General features: G+C 48.3%; 14 protein-coding genes and 1 tRNA gene. 7 read left to right on the plus strand and 8 right to left on the minus strand.

The features are described from left to right. Window positions 1–92: 92 nt before the first annotated feature. The 6 genes from SD450_RS07460 to SD450_RS07485 form a co-directional block, all read right to left on the minus strand. Complete coding sequence (locus SD450_RS07460) at window positions 93–323, minus strand: type II toxin-antitoxin system RelE/ParE family toxin (RefSeq protein WP_318343964.1); 231 nt, start codon at window positions 321–323, stop codon at window positions 93–95. Further along, complete coding sequence (locus tag SD450_RS07465; RefSeq protein WP_318343965.1) at window positions 323–541, minus strand: type II toxin-antitoxin system ParD family antitoxin; 219 nt, start codon at window positions 539–541, stop codon at window positions 323–325. Before SD450_RS07465 ends, SD450_RS07460 begins: the two co-directional genes overlap by 1 nt. A gap of 68 nt (window positions 542–609) precedes the next feature. Then, the gene (locus SD450_RS07470; RefSeq protein ID WP_318343966.1) at window positions 610–888 is read right to left on the minus strand and encodes a thioredoxin family protein; all 279 of its coding nucleotides are present in this window, start codon (window positions 886–888) and stop codon (window positions 610–612) included. 117 nt (window positions 889–1,005) lie between these two features. Then, a complete protein-coding gene (locus SD450_RS07475; RefSeq protein WP_318343967.1) occupies window positions 1,006–1,614 on the minus strand; it encodes a hypothetical protein in 609 nt (202 codons plus the stop codon). Window positions 1,615–1,703: 89 nt separating this feature from the next. Next, window positions 1,704–4,538 carry a DNA polymerase I gene (gene polA / locus SD450_RS07480; protein WP_318343968.1) on the minus strand — a complete coding sequence of 945 codons (2,835 nt, stop codon included), beginning with the start codon at window positions 4,536–4,538 and terminating at the stop codon, window positions 1,704–1,706. Between the two features lie 205 nt (window positions 4,539–4,743). Further along, window positions 4,744–5,745: an isoaspartyl peptidase/L-asparaginase family protein gene (locus tag SD450_RS07485; RefSeq protein WP_318343969.1), complete on the minus strand. Its 1,002-nt coding sequence runs from the start codon at window positions 5,743–5,745 to the stop codon at window positions 4,744–4,746. Between the two features lie 40 nt (window positions 5,746–5,785). Here SD450_RS07485 and SD450_RS07490 point away from each other — a divergent pair, with 40 nt between their 5' ends. The 3 genes from SD450_RS07490 to SD450_RS07500 all read left to right on the plus strand — a co-directional run bounded on the left by SD450_RS07490 (window position 5,786) and on the right by SD450_RS07500 (window position 8,178). After that, on the plus strand, window positions 5,786–6,505 hold the full coding sequence (locus SD450_RS07490; RefSeq protein ID WP_318343970.1) for a copper homeostasis protein CutC: 720 nt from the start codon (window positions 5,786–5,788) through the stop codon (window positions 6,503–6,505). Window positions 6,506–6,560: 55 nt separating this feature from the next. After that, window positions 6,561–7,793: a metallophosphoesterase gene (locus tag SD450_RS07495; protein ID WP_318343971.1), complete on the plus strand. Its 1,233-nt coding sequence runs from the start codon at window positions 6,561–6,563 to the stop codon at window positions 7,791–7,793. A gap of 88 nt (window positions 7,794–7,881) precedes the next feature. After that, window positions 7,882–8,178, plus strand: coding sequence for a thioredoxin family protein (locus tag SD450_RS07500; protein ID WP_072878191.1), 297 nt, complete (start codon window positions 7,882–7,884; stop codon window positions 8,176–8,178). A gap of 34 nt (window positions 8,179–8,212) precedes the next feature. Here the strand turns inward: SD450_RS07500 and SD450_RS07505 are convergent, their stop codons facing one another. After that, window positions 8,213–11,572 carry a DUF2723 domain-containing protein gene (locus SD450_RS07505; protein WP_318343972.1) on the minus strand — a complete coding sequence of 1,120 codons (3,360 nt, stop codon included), beginning with the start codon at window positions 11,570–11,572 and terminating at the stop codon, window positions 8,213–8,215. Between the two features lie 192 nt (window positions 11,573–11,764). On the opposite strand from SD450_RS07505, the gene SD450_RS07510 reads away from it, so the two are divergent. Beyond that, a tRNA-Gln gene (locus tag SD450_RS07510) sits at window positions 11,765–11,836 on the plus strand. Window positions 11,837–11,889: 53 nt separating this feature from the next. On the opposite strand, the gene SD450_RS07515 is transcribed toward SD450_RS07510, so the two are convergent. Continuing rightward, complete coding sequence (locus SD450_RS07515) at window positions 11,890–15,297, minus strand: PA14 domain-containing protein (RefSeq protein WP_318343973.1); 3,408 nt, start codon at window positions 15,295–15,297, stop codon at window positions 11,890–11,892. Window positions 15,298–15,637: 340 nt separating this feature from the next. Between SD450_RS07515 and rimP the strand changes: the two genes are divergently transcribed. Genes rimP through infB form a run of 3 tightly spaced genes read left to right on the plus strand, consistent with a single transcriptional unit; the run spans window position 15,638 to window position 20,115 of the window. After that, entirely contained in the window at window positions 15,638–16,099 is a 462-nt protein-coding gene (gene rimP / locus SD450_RS07520; RefSeq protein WP_318343974.1) for a ribosome assembly cofactor RimP, read from the plus strand. Window positions 16,100–16,111: 12 nt separating this feature from the next. After that, window positions 16,112–17,344 (plus strand): transcription termination factor NusA, encoded by a 1,233-nt coding sequence (nusA, locus tag SD450_RS07525; protein WP_119620266.1) that lies wholly within the window; start codon window positions 16,112–16,114, stop codon window positions 17,342–17,344. A gap of 41 nt (window positions 17,345–17,385) precedes the next feature. Then, window positions 17,386–20,115 (plus strand): translation initiation factor IF-2, encoded by a 2,730-nt coding sequence (infB, locus tag SD450_RS07530; protein WP_318343975.1) that lies wholly within the window; start codon window positions 17,386–17,388, stop codon window positions 20,113–20,115. The last annotated feature ends 59 nt before the right edge of the window (window positions 20,116–20,174 follow it).

Consider the following 20,174-nt stretch of genomic DNA (forward strand, 5'->3'; position numbering starts at 1 on the left):
AGGCATTATTTGTTGAAATATAGGGCCTTACTGGAGGAATTTTATGAGGTCTCGACTACCGTGCAGTACCCTGACAATTCTGATTTTGTTCTTTAGGATGCGGAAAAAAAAGTATGGGAAACATAGGGTAAACTGTAGAGGCCTACTTTGATCTCATTACGCTCCCGACCTATGAATGGATTGAATTTTAGCTTTTTGAAATGTTGTTCAAGTCCCAATAAATAGTGTAATGCCTGAGCTTTTCCGAACTTATGTTCCCCGAACCCGAAAATTTCGTCGATATCTTCAACGGCTTCTTCCGAAAGGACAAGTAAATATGCCATTATTTTTTGGATGCAATGATCTGCCCAATGCTCAACTTGCTATCCGGGCCATCCCATCCTTTCTCGATTTCCTTTCTCAAGTCCTGGATCACTTTATCCCTATAAATGCTGTGCAACCTTAATGCATCCCTGATGACTTCACTGTTGTTTTGATATTCACCTGAAGCGACCTGCTCATTGATGTATGCTTCTTGTTTTTTGGTAAAACTGATGTTCATGACCTCCAATTTTTAATCTAAGGCAGAAAAAATATATCCAAATATGATAAATATGGATATAGGAAACTTTATTTCCCGCTCAGTCGCTCAAGTTTCTGTACTACTTCATACACCGAAAAACTTCTGGCAAAACGGTATATCTCCTTGTCATCCACTTTGATGATGACCACGGGGAGGGTAAACACCATGCATTGCCCTCTGAATTCCATTTCCTCTTCCACATCCACCACACGTATATTTACTTTGGGGAAATTTTCCCCAACGGCTTCCAACAATTTTGGTTTGAGCACTTTGCACACCCCACAGGTTTTACCGGTGAAATAGAGGAGTTCTATGGTTGTTTCCATTGTAGAAAGTGAATAGATGGGTGTAATGGTTGAAGAATAGAGATGATGTTTATTGAATTCTTTTGAGGTTAGGGTGTTAATTTTTATCGGTTGACAGTGTTTTGGTGATGAATGAGGTTATTTGATTTCCGATATGGCTTTTCTTACCTCGAACATATCGGGGTCGTGCTGTTCACAACTTTGTAACCCAGTGGCCAACTTGTCTTCTATAAACTCATTATAGTCTTTACAAGATATGAAAATGTTGAACTCTTCTTTTTTAAAGTCCCAAACAATTCCTTTTCCCATAATGAGGTCTTGGTAAATTGCACCTCCAGCCGCACCAAAGTTAACAGCGGTTCCAGCGGCCCATTTATTTACCAGCTCAGCCTCGGTATACAGATAGTTTTCACCTCCCATAATCGCCATTACGAACGAATTGGGACGATTGGCACTTTGGGCTTTATCATCTTTGTTCCTGTTTTTTAAAATGGCCTTGATTTGGAAATAGAGGGACCCATTAAAGGATACGGCAAAAACATTCTTGGCTTTTTGCGAAGTCTTCACATCAAAAAAATAACAGTTATGCACTTTGGAAACCTCTGGTAGTCTTTCCCCGCCAAATAAATCAACAGGATATACCTTGTAATTTTCACTTGGAGTTTTATTGACGAAATCAGCTTTGGTCACATATACTCCTTCCGGGTAAGTTGAGTGATAAAGAGTATCCTCTTGGATGGGTTTCATATCTGAACTTTGTCCGAAGACACTGAAATTGACAAATAGAGAGAGTAATAATGCTATTTTCATTGTTACTTGGTATTAATAGTTCAATATCAATGCGCCTCCAACCAATTTTCGCCCACGCCCACTTCCACATCCAAGGGCACGGAGAGTTGGTAAGCGTTCTCCATTTCGGATTTGATCAATTTTTTCATGTCCTCCAATTCGGGCTTGTAGCAATCGAACACCAATTCATCATGTACTTGCAGCAACATCTTGGTTTTGTATTTTCCTTCGGATAGTTTTTTGTGGATGTTGATCATCGCAATCTTGATGATGTCCGCCGCACTTCCCTGTATGGGCGCATTCACCGCGTTGCGCTCCGCGGCCCCGCGCACCACTTGGTTCCCGGCATTGATGTCCTTTAAATAGCGTCTTCGGCCCAAAATGGTCTGCACATAGCCATGTTCGCGGGCAAAATCTATCTGCTCGCTGATATAGTTCCGCAGCTTGGGATAGGTCTTGTAATACGTATCGATAAGGTCCTTGGCCTCGGTGCGGCTCAGGTCGGTTTGGTTACTTAATCCAAACGCAGATACCCCATAAATGATCCCAAAGTTCACCGTTTTGGCATTGCTGCGCTGCTCGCGGGTCACTTCTCCGATCGGCACGTTGAACACCTTCGATGCTGTGGAAGCATGGATGTCCTCCCCGTGTTTAAAAGCGGAGATCATGGTGTCCTCTTCACTTAAAGCTGCAATGATGCGGAGTTCTATCTGGGAGTAATCCGCCGCAAGTAAAACATAGTTTTCATCCCTTGGGATAAACGCCTTGCGCACCTGTCGGCCCCGCTCTGTGCGAATGGGGATGTTCTGCAAATTGGGGTTGTTGCTGCTCAAACGGCCCGTAGCGGCCACCGTTTGCATATAGTCCGTGTGTACCCGGCCGCTGTGTTTTTGCACTTCATTCGGTAGGGCATCCACATAGGTGCTCTTCAGTTTGGTGAGTCCGCGGTAGTCCAATACATTTTGGATGATCTCATGGTCCTTGGCAAGATAGGAAAGCACGTCTTCTGCGGTGGAATATTGCCCTGTTTTGGTCTTTTTGGGCTTGTCCACCAATTTTAATTTCTCAAAAAGGATATCGCCCAACTGTTTGGGAGAAGCAATATTGAACTGCTCTCCGGCCTGCTCGTAAATCTTCTTTTCCAACTCCGCAATGTCTGCCTCGAGCGCAGTCGAGAGGTCTTTCAGGTAGGCTTCATCCAGGTTGATGCCCTCCCGTTCCATATCCGCCAAAACGCGTAGCAACGGAACCTCTATCTCGGCAAACAATTTGTCGGTGCCCGTCTCTTTGAGCTCAGGAGCAAAATGCTGCGCCAACTGATAGGTGACATCGGCATCCTCCACGGCATATTCGGTCTGCTGGTCCAATGGCACCTGCCGCATGTTCAACTGGTTCTTGCCCTTTTTGCCGATGAGTTCGGTGATGGATACGGGCGTATAGTTGAGATAGGTCTCCGAGAGCACGTCCATGTTGTGGCGCATATCGGGGTTGATGAGGTAATGGGCCAACATGGTATCGAACAACGTTCCTTTGACCTCCACACCATAATTGAGCATCACCTTGATGTCATACTTCAAGTTTTGCCCGATTTTTTGGATGGTTTCCGATTCAAAGAAAGGACGCAACTTCTCGATCAAGGGCATGGCATCGTTTTTTGATTCGGGAAAGGGCACGTAAAACCCTTTGCCGGGCGACCAACTGAAAGCAATCCCCACCAGTTCCGCTTCCAAGGGGTTGATGGAGGTGGTCTCCGTGTCAAAACACACGGCAGGTTGCTTCATCAAGGTTTCCAGGAACAGTTCCATGGCCAGCCCCTTTTGCACGGTCTGATAAAAATGGGAAACATCGGCAATGGTCTTCCGTCCGCTCACATCCTTGATGGTCGCCGGGGCCTCGGTAGGGTCGCCCCCGAATAGGGTAAACTGTCCGCTGCCAGCCACCTTGGCCTCTTGTTTTGCGGTTTCCGTACTGGTCACCTGTGTTCCGGCCTCTGCCTCACCGGAGAATATTTTGATGAACTGCTCCTTCAACCTTCGGAATTCGAGCTCTTCAAAGATCTTTTGTACTTCTTCGAAATCAGGCGGACACATTTCATAATCTTCAGCGTGAAAGGTTACCTCACAATCGGTCTTGATCTCGGCCAATTTTCGAGAAAGTCGGCCCAATTCGGCATTCTCTTCCACTTTTTCCCTCATTTTTCCCGAAAGTTTGTCCGTATTGCTCAGCAAACCTTCCAAAGAACCGAAGTCGGCAAGGAACTTTTTGGCGGTTTTGTCGCCCACCCCTGGCAGTCCGGGAATGTTGTCACTCGCATCGCCCATCATCCCTAAGTAATCGATCACCTGTTCGGGGCGTTCCACCCCAAAGCGTTTCTTGACTTCGGGAATGCCCCAGATCTCGATGCCATTACCCAATCGGGCCGGGCGGTACATAAAGATGTTCTCGCTCACCAACTGGCCAAAATCCTTGTCCGGCGTCACCATGAACACCTTGTAGTTTTCCTTTTCGGCCTGCTTTGCCAAGGTGCCGATGAGGTCGTCCGCTTCATAACCGTTCAGTTCCACGACGGGAATCTTCATCGCTTTCAGGATTTGTTGGATGAAGGGTACGGCTATGCGAATGGCATCGGGTGTCTCGTCCCGATTGGCCTTGTAGGCTTCAAAAAGTTCGGTGCGCTCCACACTGCCGCCCTTGTCGAAGGCCACGGCCAAATGATCCGGCTGTTCCCGCTTGATCACATCGAAAAGGGAGTTCATAAAACCCATGATCGCGGAGGTGTCCATACCCTTGGAATTGATCCTTGGGTTTTTGATGAGGGCATAATAGCCACGGAAAATAAGTGCGTAGGCGTCGAGAAGGAAAAGTCTTTTTTGTTCAGGCATGTTATTCAAATATCAATGTTCAATAAACAATCAGTAATGTACGATCATCAAAAAAATGGTGGGGATTAAAAGTACGAATTGCTGCTCAAAAGAGGTTAGATGATAGATATTGGATTTGAGAATCAAGAATCAAGATGTCTTTGCTCTTGCATCTAGAAGCGAAGCGGTCTAACATCCAACGTCTAAAAGTGCAACGGTCTAACATCTAACTATAAAAACTCGTCACTTCCCTGTTCTCGTGGCCCTTCTCGCTATACTCGCGGTAGGTGAAGCCGGGATGCACGCAATACCCACCGGTTTCCCCATTTTTGTTGATGGCCAGGAACCCGATCTGGAAATCCTTACGGTCCTTGTTTTTCTGCATGATGCGCTTTACGCCCTCTTCACAGGCCTCTTGCGGACTTTTGCCCTGTCGCATCAGTTCCACGGTCAAAAAGCTGCCCACAGTGCGGATGACCTCTTCGCCGACGCCCGTAGCGGTGGCACCGCCCACTTCGTTGTCCACAAAAAGTCCAGCTCCTATGATGGGGGAATCGCCCACGCGCCCGGCTATTTTGTAGGCCATGCCACTGGTGGTACAGGCCCCGGCAATGTCCCCTTTCTCGTCAATGGCCAGCATGCCGATGGTATCGTGGTTCTCTATGTTGATGATGGTCTCGTATTTGGAAGTTTTCAACCATTCTTGGTATTGTTTTCGGGTGCTTTCGGTCAGCAGGTCCTCTTTTTTGAACCCTTGTTCGTAGGCAAATTTTTCAGCGCCCTTTCCGGCCAAAATGATGTGGGGGGTCTCTTCCATTACTTTTCTTGCCACGGACACAGGATGTACAATGTTCTGCATGCAGACCACGGACCCGCAATTGCCGTCCTTGTCCATGATGCAGGCATCCAGGGTCACATTCCCATCCCGATCTGGTCGGCCACCCTTGCCCACGGTTTCGTTGGTCACATCGGCCTCTTCCACCATCACACCTTGTTCCACGGCATCCAGGGAGCTTCCGCCCGATTTCAGTACTTGCCAAGCCTTGTCGGTGGCATTCATAAAGTTCCAAGTGCAGACCACGATGGGTTTTATGGGATTGGTCGGGATTGTGCCCAAAGCGGGTGTTTCTTCGGGCTTGTTCTCTGTTTTACAGGCCGCCATGGCCGAGGCAGAAACCAATCCGGCTGCCGTTAAGCTGGAATTTTTAAGGAAATTGCGTCGTTTCATGCAAGGGATCTTTATTTTTAAGCTGGATAAATATAGCAATATGCTTGTAGAAGTTTGTGCCAATTCCTTGGAATCGGCCATAAATGCACAAAAGGCAGGAGCGGACCGAATCGAACTCTGTTCCGAACTTGGGGTAGGGGGTATCACCCCGTCCATCGGCCTGATCCAATTGGTGCGGGAACGTTTGACCATTCCCGTGCATGTGCTCATCCGCCCAAGAAGCGGTCATTTTACCTATTCCGATACCGAGTTCGAAGTGATGAAAGCGGATATTGTAGCCTGTATGGAACTGGGTGTGGATGGAGTGGTTTCCGGTGTGCTGAGGAAGGATTTTTCTGTGGATGTGGAACGGACACGGCAATTGGTGGAACTTGCCCAACCGATGCATTTTACCTTCCACCGCGCTTTTGATTGGATCCAAGATCCCATCTCCTGTTTGGTGGAGTTGGAACGAATGGGGGTCGATACCATCCTGACCTCGGGCGGGCATCCTTCCGCGGAAAAAGGATTGGAGCAGCTTGAAGGTTGGCAGAAACAAACTTCCATGACCATTATGGCCGGGGGAGGAGTCTCTCCTTCCAATGCCGTTGGGTTCAAAAAGATAGGTCTGAGGGCTGTCCACTGTTCCGGGACTTCCTTTGGAAACCAGTTCGATGTTTCGGGGAAAATTCCCATGAATTCGGCCAAACATTTGATGGAGGATAGGGTGGCGACCACCCATGTGGATACGGTGCGGAGCATTGTGCAGGCCGTTAAATAAATTTAAAAAGACCTATATTCTAGTGGATTACCCATAATTTTGCAAAAAATATACTATGTCCCGATTTATCATTCTAGCCTTTCTGTATGTCGTATTGGCCATATACGGTTTCCAGGCTTTCCGAACCTTGTTCAAAAGTCCTTGGATGCACTGGGCGTATGGGATTTTGTTTCTGGGTGCACTATTGTTCTTGGCCATCAAGATCATGGGCTACGATCCCAGTAATGGATTCAAAGGGACCATGGCCGTGGCCGGAACCATTTTTGCGGCATTTTTTCTGATGGCCCTGGTATTGGGCTTTTTCCTTTTGTTGGAAGATGTGGTGCGTTTGTTTGGGTTTGGGTACAACAAATTGGTTGGGATGTCCGACCCCGATGCCAGCTATTTCCCTTCACGCAGAAAGTTCATCAGTGGTTTGGCGCTGGGTTTGGCGGCCTTGCCTTTCGGTGCCCTGCTCTATGGCATGTACCGCGGAAAATACAACTATCAGGTGCTCAAGTACGAACTGGAGTTCGATGACCTTCCGGATGCCTTTCACAATTACCAAATCACACAGATATCCGATGTGCATAGTGGCAGTTTTGACGATTATAACAAAGTGGCCTACGGCATTGACTTGATCAATGAGCAAAAAAGCGATGTAATTTTCTTCACTGGGGACATGGTGAACAACCGATCCAACGAAATGGAACCATGGAAGGATGTCTTTGCCCGATTGGAGGCCAAGGACGGCAAGTTTTCCATTTTGGGCAACCACGACTATGGTGATTATGCCGTTTGGCCCACGGAAGAGGAGAAGGCACAAAATCTCGAAGACCTCAAGAACCTGCAGCGGGACATGGGCTTTGACCTGATCTTGAACTCCAACCGATACCTGGAAAAAGATGGGCAGAAAATTGCCTTGGTGGGTGTGGAGAACTGGGGTCGTGGCGGCTTTAAAAAGGCCGGGGACCTCGAAAAGGCCAAAGAAGGTGTTTCCGCAAATGATTTTAAGATACTGCTCAGCCACGACCCCTCGCATTGGGAAGATGTGGTGATCCATGACGATTACCATTTCCACCTGACCTTGAGCGGGCACACCCACGGCATGCAGTTTGGGGTGGAGATTCCTGGATGGATCAAGTGGAGCCCTGTGAAATGGCGCTACAAATATTGGGCGGGCATTTACAAGGAACTCGGGCAGTTCATCAACGTGAACCGTGGGTTCGGGTTTATCGGTTATCCGGGTCGTTTTGGCATTTGGCCCGAAATTTCCGTGATCACTTTAAAGAAAAAAGGTTTAACGTGAATTTAACTATGGAGTTGAAGGGAAAGCAATGTCTTGATATAAAACGTTAACATTTTTTCTTATTTTTGACCGTAAACCTTTAGAATTCATGTCCAAATTTGGTGAACTTATAGATGTAAAGGTCCCCGTGCTGCTGGACTTTTATGCGGAATGGAACGAACAATCCACTTCCATGCATCCCGTTCTGCGCGATGTGGCCGCTGCCCTTGGCGATAAGGGAAAAGTGATAAAGATCGATGTGGACAAGAACAAGGAGCTTTCACAGGCACTTCGGATAAAGGGACTGCCCACCTTGATGATCTACAAAAAAGGCGAAATGGTCTGGCGACAGAGCGGCGAACAGGACGCCAATACGCTGATAGGCATTTTGAACGAATATATCTAAAAAGAAAAGCGAGGTTTTTACCTCGCTTTTTTATTTATTGCTGGACCGCTGAGTCTTCCTCCACAGGCCTGATGGTATCCAACGGGATGGAATCTTCCATGTCGGGATCTATGCCCGGTCCTTCGAGCATATCTTCCTCATCCTCACCTTCTACAAACTGCGAGAACTTGTCGATATATTCATTAAAGATCAAGGTTTCGGATTCTGCCAACTCACGATCTTGGTTCTCGATCAAGATGTCGATGTTCCTTCGGTAGGCCTGCATATCGGCCAAAATGTCGTCCATCTTTTCATATTGCTCATCCAAGGGAATGCTGGCATAATATTCCAAGTGTTCCTGGTATATCTTTTTGAGCTTTCCATACAATTCACGGGCTTTTTCGGTCTCGCCTACTTTGTAGTACCCATCCACAAAGGGTTCCACAAAGGCATAGAAGCCAAAATGTTCCACGGGCATGTTGGTCATGGCGATATCGATCACGTCCTTCGCCTTGTCTATTTTCTTCTCCTCAAGCAGGGTTTCCATCAATCGGGCAATATTGCTCCTGAAGGACAATCCCTGCGAGCGGGTCTGGGGATCATGGTAGATGTCATCACTGCCAGAATTGCCCCACTCCCAATTTTTCACAATGTCATAGGTCAGTTCCGCATCGATACGACCCATTTCAAAAGAATTTCGGTTTGGCGTCCTGATGGGCACCAATTTATAGACCAGCCCGTCCATTTGGAGGTAATCCTTCATCCAGATATACTCGGCACTGTCAAAACTGCCCCCAGAGAAATAGATGGGACGTTTCCAATCGTTGTTGGCGATCAGGTCCAGCATCATGATGCGGTTCTTTGGCAGTGCACTCTGTGGAAGGTCTATGTCGATATAATCCACAATCAACGCAGAGTCCTTTTCCTTGACCAGTCCACTTTCCAGCACGTTCTGCTTGTTCACAGGAATCCTGATCTTATTGGTGGGGTAATAGACAATGTCCAGATTGTTTTCCGGGTATGCGCTGAGGTCTGCGTCCCGACTTTCTAGAATGAATCTGAACTTTGTTTCAGGTTTATCACTTCCAATCCAATTGATAAAATCTTTGATATGCCACCTGCTTTTTGAAATTTCTTTCCTGAAGATATCATCAGCATTGGTATAATATACCGCATCCCTGGTCCCATATCGATATTTGTCATGCGTCAATTGGGACGGAATGGGGTCGCTCTCATAAGCTTTGCTCTTCATTTGGTCAATGTACCAATCCGTGGCAAACAGGCTGGTGTTGACAATGCGCACATCGGTCCGGTAGTTCTCGATCTCTTGGATGTACCACAGCGGGAAGGTATCGTTGTCACCTATGGTGAACAGGATGGCGCCAGCATCCTCCTTGCAAGAATCCAGGTAGGCCTTGGCGGTGGAAGGAGCGGTATATCGGTCAGAGCGGTCATGGTCGTCCCAGTTTTGGGAAGCCATCAGCAAGGGAACGGCCAAAAGGCATATAGTGGTGATTGCGGGGGCAGCTATTTTTGGGGTCAACAGTTTTTTGAACTCTTCGTAAAGTCCGAATACCCCGATCCCGATCCAGATGCAGAACACATAGAACGATCCCACGAGGGAATAGTCCCTTTCCCGTGGCTGGAAGATATAGGGGTTAGTGTAAAACTGGATGGCAAGCCCGGTGAACATAAAAAACACGAACAAGACCCAGAACTGCTTGGGGTTTCTGGAAATCTGGAAAACAATGCCCAGAATGCCCAATAGCAATGGCAAAAAGAAATAGGTGTTGCGCCCTTTGTTGTCTGTCCAGTCACTTGGTAGGTTATCCTGACTGCCCAAGCGGAGACTGTCCACAAAACCGATGCCGCTGAGCCAGTCGCCATTGTCATCGTAGCGGCCCTGCACATCGTTCTGTTTGCCCACAAAGTTCCACATGAAATAGCGCATGTACATATACCCGAACTGGAACTCGAGCATATAGCGGAAGTTCTGCCCGAGTGTGGGCGGTTCCACTTCGATGTACTCCCCAAATTCCCGAAGGAAGCGGATGTATTGCGCGGTATCCAGTTCTTGTTGGGCGTAGGCCGTCTTGAACTGGTTTACGGCTTCCCTGAGGTCGTTGTTGGAGATGTATTCGGATTTGATCTTGAAATTCAGCACGCCAAAATAGCGCATGTAGTTTTCGGCATGTTGGTCGCTCCACATACGGGGAAGCGGCCCCACATGCTTTTCATTGGGCCCGGGAACGGCATCCTTATACTTGTTTACGATGACATATTTGCCCAACTCCAGGTCCTTTTCGTATTTGGGGCTATCGTCCCTGTCCTCGCCGGAAGGGGCAAAGGAATCCGAATAGTAAGCCCCATAGATGGGACTGTCCACCCCAGGATACTGTTCCCTGTTGTAATAGGCCAGAAGGGCGCGCGCATCGGCAGGGTTGTTCTCGTTCACCACCGTTTTGGCATTGGCCCTGATGGGGAGCATCAACCATGAGGAAAAACCAAGGATGAGGAACATAAGGCACATGATGACCAAATGTCCGCTATAAAAATTGTGTTTTCGCGTGTAGCGTAGGCCAAAATAGAAGGCGGCGACAAATAGCAGTCCCATGATGATGGAACCGGAATTGAACGGAAGCCCGATCTCATTGATGAAGAAGACCTCGCTCCAACCAAAAAGTTCCAACACATAGGTGAGGGAAAATTTATAGACCAATATCAAAATGGCAACTACAATGATGTTGGCCAGCAGAAAGTTTTTGACCGTAGTGGTCTTATATCTTTGGAAATAATACAGCAGCCCGATAGAGGGAATGGCCAAAAATCCCATGAACTGGATACCAAAGGTAAGACCGACCACGAAGCAGATGAGCAGAAGCCATCGATGGCCCCTTGGGTCGTCCAAATTGTCCGTCCATTTCAGGCCCAGCCATAGTAAAAGTGCCATGATCAGACTGGCCATCGCATAGACCTCGGTCTCCACGGCATTGAACCAAAAACTATCGGAAAAGGTAAAGGCCAGTGCGCCCACCAGACCGCTTCCCAAAATGGCAATGGCCCTGCTGTTGGTCATCGGATTTTTGCTGGTAACGAGTTTTTGGGCCAGGTTGGTGATGGTCCAGAAAGTGAACAATACGGTAAAGGCACTGGAGACTATGGACACGGCGTTCACCATCAGGGCTATCTTGGAAGTATCGCCAAAGGCGAACATGGCAAAAAAGGCACCTATCATTTGGAGCAATGGCGCCCCGGGAGGGTGTCCTACCTGCAATTTGGCGGCGGTGGAAATGTATTCCCCCGCATCCCAAAAACTTCCTGTGGGCTCAACGGTCAGGGCATAAACGATAAAGGCAATGGCGAAGGATGCCCACCCTAGAATGGTATCCCATTTTCTGAAGTTTTTTTCGAACATAGAATTGGTCATTAACCGAATTGGGGCGAATTTAGTAAATATAGAACAGAAGGGTGGCCATTTTTGGAAAAGCTTTAACAACGGATCCCGATAAAAATAGGTTTTAAACTTGTCAAAATATTTGTTGAAACCAAAGTTTGTTATAAATTTGCACGCTCAAAAGCTGAATCAAGTTTGGCTTTTATGTGGTACTGGCCTATGGTGTAATTGGCAACACTACTGATTTTGGTTCAGTCATTCTAGGTTCGAGTCCTAGTAGGCCAACAAAAAGCCCCCGAAAAATTTCGGGGGCTTTTTTATTTTGTTGTAGTGTGCGATTAGTTTTTGTTCACCCTATATGTGATTTTCCTGTTGGTGATCAGGGTCCCCACGCTTAGGGTAAGCATGGCACCATTGGAGGTCAGGGCATCACAGGAAGCCGATGAATTGGAGACCAGAACACGGAATACATATCCGTTCTTTCCCGTATCGGGTGCGGTTACAGTAAGATTGGCCGTCTGGCTGCCCGAATATTCCGCTCCATCAGAAATAGGTGCAAAACTGCTTCCGCCATCCGTGCTCACTTCCCATTGATAAGTGTCCACACCACTTGCGGTGACCGAAAAACTTCCATTGGCCCCGACAATGATGCTTTGGTTGGCAGGTTGTGTCGTTATTGCAAATGGGGTCACGGTGATGGTCTGTTGCACATCCAAAGTGTTACCGGCATCATCGGTGATCCTGTAGGTGCGGGTGATGGTCTCCGGGTTGGAACCGCCATCGCTCACATCGCTGATGAAAGTGACAGTGGGGTCTGGGTCGCAATTGTCCGCCTCGTCCGTGATCACGGTCGCATCAGGGGCTGGGATATCATCGGAACAATAAACATTGATGGGGGCTGGACTGCTTGCGGTGGGTGCAACATTCTCCACGGTGATGGAAGTCGTTGCGGCAATAGTGGGGCCAGCGGGATCTCCGGGCATACCACCATACTCCACCAAATATCCTTTGGGTTGGTAATCGCCACTTGCCGCTCCGGTATTGGAAAGGTCGTTCCAGGAACCGGGTGCGCCCACTCCTGGTGCGGTGATGTGTGCATAGTCTTCATCTCCTGAATTGTTGGGTTCCCCGCCGTTCCAGAATTCGTAGGCAAAGGCGGTCCCACCTGCACCTCCTCTCCAGAACAAGGTCCCTGCCTCTGGTCCGGTCACCCAGTACCAATCCCCTTCAAGGGCGGCATCACTGGCACCGATCCATCCCGCTCCTGGAGCCTGGGACCCCAAAAGGTCGGATTCGTCTTGAACGGAAATGGTGGCCAAATACCCTTGCAGGCCATAAAAGTTACGCAATGCCGCGGCATCTCGGGCCGAGGTCCAGGTAATGCCCAGTGAGGGCACATATTCGTAGTAGTGTCCTGTGGAGGCCAGATAGTTGGCTTCGTTCATTACTATGGAAAAACCTCTGGTGTCTCCACTGGTGACAGTGGCTGTGGTTTGGAACATGACCGCACTTACAGCTGCCTTGAATTCGGCCAAAGTAGCGGGACCTTCCAAAGTCAATCTTCCTTCTGAGGCGCTCCAACTTGCTGTGATATTGGGGTGCGAACCGGTCAGGGTCAACAGGTCGCCCGTATTGTCATAATTAGAGGTGATCTGTACATAGACAGCTTCCAAGGTGCTGCTGTCGGGATCGGTAATGGAAACACTTTCAACCACTGCGATTGGATCACCTGGGCAGAATATTTGGTCCCCAGTCGCTGTTATGGATGGAGGTTGGTTGCCATCATTGGTATCGTCCCTGAAATCAAGGTCCCCGCCTGTGGCCACATCGCCATCGGAGTCGGGAAGCATCAAGGAGCCGCCAGTAGTGTTCAAGGGATTGTCTATTCTTCCTCCTGGGTCGCTGTAATCGCTTGTGGTGTCCATGGCATTGTCAAGTCCATCACCATCGCTATCGGTGCCAGAAAGCGTCAAAGTGGCTTCGGCGGTATCGCTTGTGCCATCGTTGTCACTATCCGTATCCATAAAATCGGGAGTTCCGTCCCCATCAGTATCAATGGGGGATATGCCTGTGGTTTCATAAGCATTGTCAAGACCATCATTGTCAGAATCACTGTTTTGAGGGGCAGTATAGCCCAAGGAGGTCTGTGCTTCCACATTATCGGGAATACCATCTCCATCACTGTCCAGATCATGGTAATTGGGGATGCCATCGCCATCGGTATCCACAGTGGTGCAGTCCACGGAACCGCCATAACTGGCTCCATAGACCCGGGCTCCAATTTGATAGGCCATTACCCTAAAGGATTGGAAATTACTGGTTGAAACGTTGAAAGTGATTTCTGTAATGGATCCAGAGGTAATGCCTGTGGCGTCAGCCAGATAATTTCCGTTAGTATATTGGATTTGCATATCTGAGGTGCCTGCATTGGCTCCCAAGAAAACACTTACGGTGGTGCCTATGGGTATGACCTGGGCAAACTGTAAAGAGATTATGGATTGTCCTTGATAGGTTGAAGTCGAATTTGCAGCATAGGTGGTGCCGGGGCTTCCCTCTGCATTGGACGGATTGTTGAAATATTGCACATTGGTTGCGGTCTGCACAAAGTTTCCAGAGGCTCCGCCACATTCATTGGTATCCAAAATACCATCGTTGTCGTCATCTATGTCCACATCATCACCAACACCGTCACCATCCAAGTCGGCAACTGTCACACTACAATTGGAATAGAGTTTGGAAAAAGGGATGTTCTGTTTGGAAATGGATGGCCCCTGATATTGTACGGACAGGTTTTCACCTCCTCCGTTTTCAAAGAAAAGTACAGTGATATCATGCAGGCCCTTGGTCAATGTAATGCTTCCCGATCTTTCCTGGGAACCATGGGCGCCATCGTTGTTCACCACTTGGGTGCCATCAATGTATAATTTGGAACCGTCATCCGATGTGGTATAAAAGGTATAGGAGCCCGGTGTGTCTATCTGAAGATACCCTATGTAACGAATGCTGAAGTAATCCGTATCCGCGGGATCTTGCAGGTTCTGAAGGGCATCCACATCAAAACTGGTATAGGTTCCGGTGCCCAATGCGCCAGTAGTGGGGATATTGTCAACAGTGCTTCCCGAAGGGCCACTGTCGTAAAACTGGAAATCAACCTCGCCAGCGCATAAATCTAAGGTGCCTTCTACCACTACGTTGTCAATGAAATACTGTTCATTGGTCTCATTGTTGAAAAGACGCACCCGGATTTGTAGGGTGGATCCTATGGTGGGCAAGTTCACTGTATATGATGGATCCAATGGATCGGAAGGGCTGGAATCGCCCGACGCATTCTCAAACTGTGTCCAAGGTCCGGAGCCATCGATTCGGTATTCGCCGATAAAGTAGTCGGAGCCTTGTTCAAAATTACTTGCATTGTTGACGGCTACATCCATACTAAAGCTGACGGATGAGTATCCATATATATTTATGGGGTTGGTCTGCCACGTGCTTTCGGCATCCAGATTCCTTCCCCGGATACGACCGCTTTGCACATTGAGAAGACCAGGCCTATTGGTGGTCCAGCCAGAAGCAGATGGGCCGGATGCCGTTCCATTTTCAGTGCCATCGGCATAACCGCTAAAGTTTTCACTCCAAATAGTGGTCTGGGAAAACAGGGACAAGGTCCCTTGTAGAAAAAAAACAAAAAAAACAATCCTTCCCATGGCCAAACCACGGCTCGGATGTCCACTATTAGAGAATATTCCCATGACCAAACATAATTTTTCAAGTACAAAACTAGTCGGCACACACTCCGTGGAAAATATTTGTTGTGAAATGGGGGAATAGCTATGGTAAACTGTGGATACCCATGGTTTCCTACATTGCATTTTGTCGATGAGGTAGGGTCTGCCATGTAAAAAAATGGGGCTTTCGATGCTTTGTTGGGACGATAGGACCAAGACGCTCATGATAAATATGGGACAAAGAAAGTCTTTGATTGAAAGGGGGTTGCACAAACGGTATTAATTGTTGTATATTTGCACCACTGAACGGATATACAAGTATTCATGAGGGGACTTCGAGTCCCCTCTTTTATTCTGAATTGTTATGCTGAAGGAAAAAGTGGAATCACTGTTGAACAAGGCCCTGGAAGAGCGTCCGTCCTTGTTTTTGATTGATTTTACGATAGGTGGCGACAATACCATCAGGGTGGTCTTGGACGGCGACAATGGGGTGAACCTCAAGGATTGCATGGATATCAGCCGTGCCATTGAGCACAACCTGGACCGTGAGGAGGAGGATTTTTCACTGGAAGTCACCTCTGCAGGAGCCACGTCACCACTGGTATATCCAAGACAGTACACCAAGAATATTGGTAGGATTTTAAAGGTCAGGACCGGGGCCGAAGAATTGGAAGGCACCCTGGTACAAACCTCGGAAAATAGTATTACCTTGGAGTGGAAGGCCCGCGAGCCCAAGCCTGAGGGGAAAGGGAAAGTTACCGTACAGAAAAAGCAGGACATCGCCTTTTCTGATATCAAAGAAGCAAAAGTCATATTAAAATTTTAATTGTAGTAGAAAATGGAAAACCTAGCGCTCATCGAATCCTTTTCGGAGTTTAAGGACGATAAGTTTATAGACAGGGTGACCCTTATGGCCATTTTGGAAGAAGTGTTCCGAAGTGCCCTAAAGAAGAAGTTTGGTTCTGACGACAATTTTGATATCATCATCAACCCGGACAAAGGGGATTTGGAGATATGGAGAAACCGCGTGGTCGTGGAAGATGGAGAGGTGGAAGACCCCAACGAGGAGATTTCCCTTTCCGAGGCTCGAAAGATAGAGCCCGATTTCGAGGTCGGGGAAGATGTGTCGGAAGAGGTAAAGCTCATCGATTTGGGAAGAAGGGCCATTTTGGCCTTGCGCCAGAACTTGATCTCCAAGATCCACGAGCACGACAATACCACCATCTATAAGCAGTTCAAGGACCTGGAAGGTGAGATTTATACCGCAGAGGTACACCATATTCGACATAAGGCCGTAATTTTGTTGGACGATGAAGGCAATGAGATCATTCTTCCCAAGGAAAAACAGATCCCATCCGACTTTTTCCGCAAAGGGGACAACGTGAGGGGCGTCATCGAGAGCGTGGAACTGAAAGGCAACAAGCCCACCATCATCATGTCCAGGACCTCCCCTGCTTTCTTGGAGCAATTGTTCTTCCAAGAAATCCCAGAGGTGTTCGATGGACTGATCACCATCAAAAAAGCGGTACGTATCCCAGGTGAGAAGGCCAAAGTGGCCGTGGATTCCTATGACGACAGGATTGACCCTGTGGGAGCCTGTGTGGGTATGAAGGGGTCTAGGATTCATGGTATCGTGAGGGAGTTGGGCAATGAGAACATCGATGTGATCAACTGGACCAACAATGCACAATTGATGGTCACCCGTGCCCTTAGCCCGGCAAGGGTATCGTCCGTCAAACTGAACGACGAGAAAAAAACCGCCCAGGTCTACTTGAAGCCAGAGGAAGTTTCCAAGGCCATCGGTAGAGGAGGGCATAACATCCGATTGGCGGGTCAGTTGACTGGTTATGAGATAGATGTGTTCCGCGAAGGAGTGGAGGAAGATGTGGAATTGACCGAGTTCTCCGACGAAATAGAAAGCTGGGTGATCGAGGAGTTCAAGAAGATTGGACTGGACACCGCCCGCAGCGTTTTGGAGCAGGACATCAACGATTTGATCAAAAGAACTGATCTGGAAGAAGAAACAATCCGCGAGGTCGTACGCATCCTCAAGGAAGAATTTGAAGATTAAACTTATATTAGCAGCGAATTTTAGGGCAAGGAAAACAATTTATGGCAGGAAACCCAACAATACGACTCAACAAAGTTCTTAGGGAACTGAACATTTCATTGGATAGGGCAGTGGACCATCTCACCTCTATGGGGCATGAGATAGAGGCACGTCCCACAACAAAAATATCCGATGAGGTGTATCAGGTACTGTTGGATGAGTTCCAAACGGACAAGAGCAAAAAGGTAGCTTCCAAAGAAGTGGGCGAGGAAAAGCGCAAGGAAAAGGAAGCTATTCGGGTCCAAATGGAACAGGAGCAGGAAGAGCGCAGGTTGGCCAGGGAGAAAAGGAACGCGGAACAGCAGGTGATCAAGGCCAAGGCCGAGCTTTCCGGGCCAAAGACCGTGGGCAAGATAGACTTGGATCCAAAGCCAAGCCAGCCCAAAGAGGAAGCGCCAAAACCAACAGAGGAACCGAAGCAGGTTGAAGAGGCCAAAGTTGCCCAGAAAGAAGAACAGCCCAAGGAAAAAGAAGTAGAGGCGGCAAAGCCGGAAGAAAAGGTGGATACTCCCGTCAAAGAAGAGCCGAAGGAAGAGCAGCCCAAGGAGCCAGAAACCTTCAAGACGCAGTACCAGAAACTTACCGGACCCAAGATCACTGGGGACAAGATAGACCTTTCCCAGTTCAACAAGCCGAAAAAGAAAAAAGAGGACAATCAGAAGCCCGCTGCAGGTTCCTCCGATTCGGATCGGAAGAAACGCAGGAAGCGTATTGTCAAGAACGGCGGTCCGCAAACAGGTAACAACCGACCCAATACCAAGGGCGGTGTAGGGACCGGACCTGGAGCAGGAAGAAAGGGACAGCGAGGTCCAATTTCCAAAGTGGAGCCCACAGAGGAAGAAGTACAAAAACAAGTGCGGGAGACCTTGGAAAAACTCCAAGGAAAATCCGCCAAGGGCAAAGGAGCCAAATACAGAAGGGAGAAAAGGGACCAGCACCGTCAACAGACTGAAAAAGATCTGGAGCAACAGGAACTGGAAAGCAAGACCTTGAAAGTGACCGAGTTCGTGACCGTGAACGAAGTCGCTACCATGATGGATGTTCCTTCCACCAAGATCATATCAGCTTGTATGTCGTTGGGTATCATGGTGACCATGAACCAGCGTTTGGACGCTGAGACCCTTTCCATTGTGGCCGATGAATTTGGCTACGAAGTGGAATTTGTCACGGCCGAGATAGAAGAATCCATCGAGGAGCAAGAGGATGCACCGGAAGATTTGAAGCCAAGGGCGCCCATCGTTACGGTGATGGGTCACGTGGACCACGGAAAAACATCGCTGTTGGACTACATCAGGCAAGAAAATGTGATTGCCGGAGAAAGTGGAGGTATCACCCAGCACATCGGTGCCTACGGGGTTGCCCTTGAAGACGGCCAAAGAATCACTTTCTTGGATACTCCAGGTCACGAGGCGTTTACCGCCATGCGTGCACGTGGGGCCCAGGTCACCGACATCGCCATCATTGTGGTCGCTGCGGATGACGATATCATGCCACAGACCAAGGAAGCTATCAGCCATGCCCAAGCGGCTGGCGTACCCATAGTGTTTGCCATCAACAAGGTGGACAAACCCACGGCAAACCCTGACAAGATTAAGGAAGGTCTTGCCCAAATGAACCTTTTGGTGGAAGATTGGGGAGGTAAGATCCAATCCCATGACATCTCTGCAAAAACAGGTCAGGGAGTGAAGGAACTATTGGAAAAAGTATTGCTCGAAGCAGAATTGCTGGAGTTGCAGGCCAATCCGGACAAACTGGCTTCAGGAACCGTAGTGGAAGCCTTTTTGGACAAGGGAAGAGGATATGTGTCCACCATTTTGGTACAGTCCGGAACCTTGAAAATAGGGGATTATGTACTGGCGGGTACCTGTAGCGGTAAGGTCAAGGCCATGCACGATGAACGTGGCAAGAACGTCAAGACCGCAGGTCCGTCCACGCCCATATCCATTTTGGGATTGGATGGGGCGCCACAGGCAGGGGATAGGTTCAATGTACTGGAAGATGAGCGTGAGGCGAAACAGATTGCCGCAAAACGTTCCCAGTTGCAACGCGAACAATCCGTTAGGACACAAAGACATATTACCCTTGATGAAATTGGAAGACGAATTGCCTTGGGCGATTTCCAAGAGCTGAACATTATCCTCAAAGGGGATGTGGACGGTTCCGTGGAAGCACTTACCGATTCGTTCCAGAAACTGTCCACCGACGAGATCCAGGTCAACATCATCCACAAAGGAGTGGGGGCCATTACTGAGTCCGACGTATTGCTCGCCAGTGCGTCCGATGCGGTCATCATAGGATTTAACGTAAGGCCGATGGGCAATGCCCGTGCGGTCGCGGACAAGGAAGAGATTGATATCCGAATGTATTCCATCATCTACGATGCCATCAACGACCTTAAGGATGCAATGGAAGGCATGTTGTCCCCAGAGATCAAGGAAGAGGTTACGGGTAATGCAGAGATCAGGGAGACCTTCAAGATTTCCAAGATTGGAACCATTGCCGGATGTATGGTCACCAGTGGTAAGATCTTTAGGAACTCCCATATTCGACTCATCCGTGACGGGGTTGTTATCTACACCGGAGAACTGGCTTCCTTGAAACGCTTCAAGGACGATGTGAAGGAAGTATCCAAAGGATACGATTGTGGATTGCAGATCAAAAACTACAACGACATCAAGGAGGGCGACATCGTGGAAGCCTACCAAGAAGTGGCAGTGAAGAAAAAGCTGTAACAACACTTGAACATAGACATAAAAAATCCCGCTCTTGGCGGGATTTTTTATTTTTCCTA

The sequence above is a fragment of the Flagellimonas baculiformis genome, assembly GCF_033441575.1.
In the GTDB taxonomy this organism is placed as follows: domain Bacteria; phylum Bacteroidota; class Bacteroidia; order Flavobacteriales; family Flavobacteriaceae; genus Flagellimonas; species Flagellimonas baculiformis.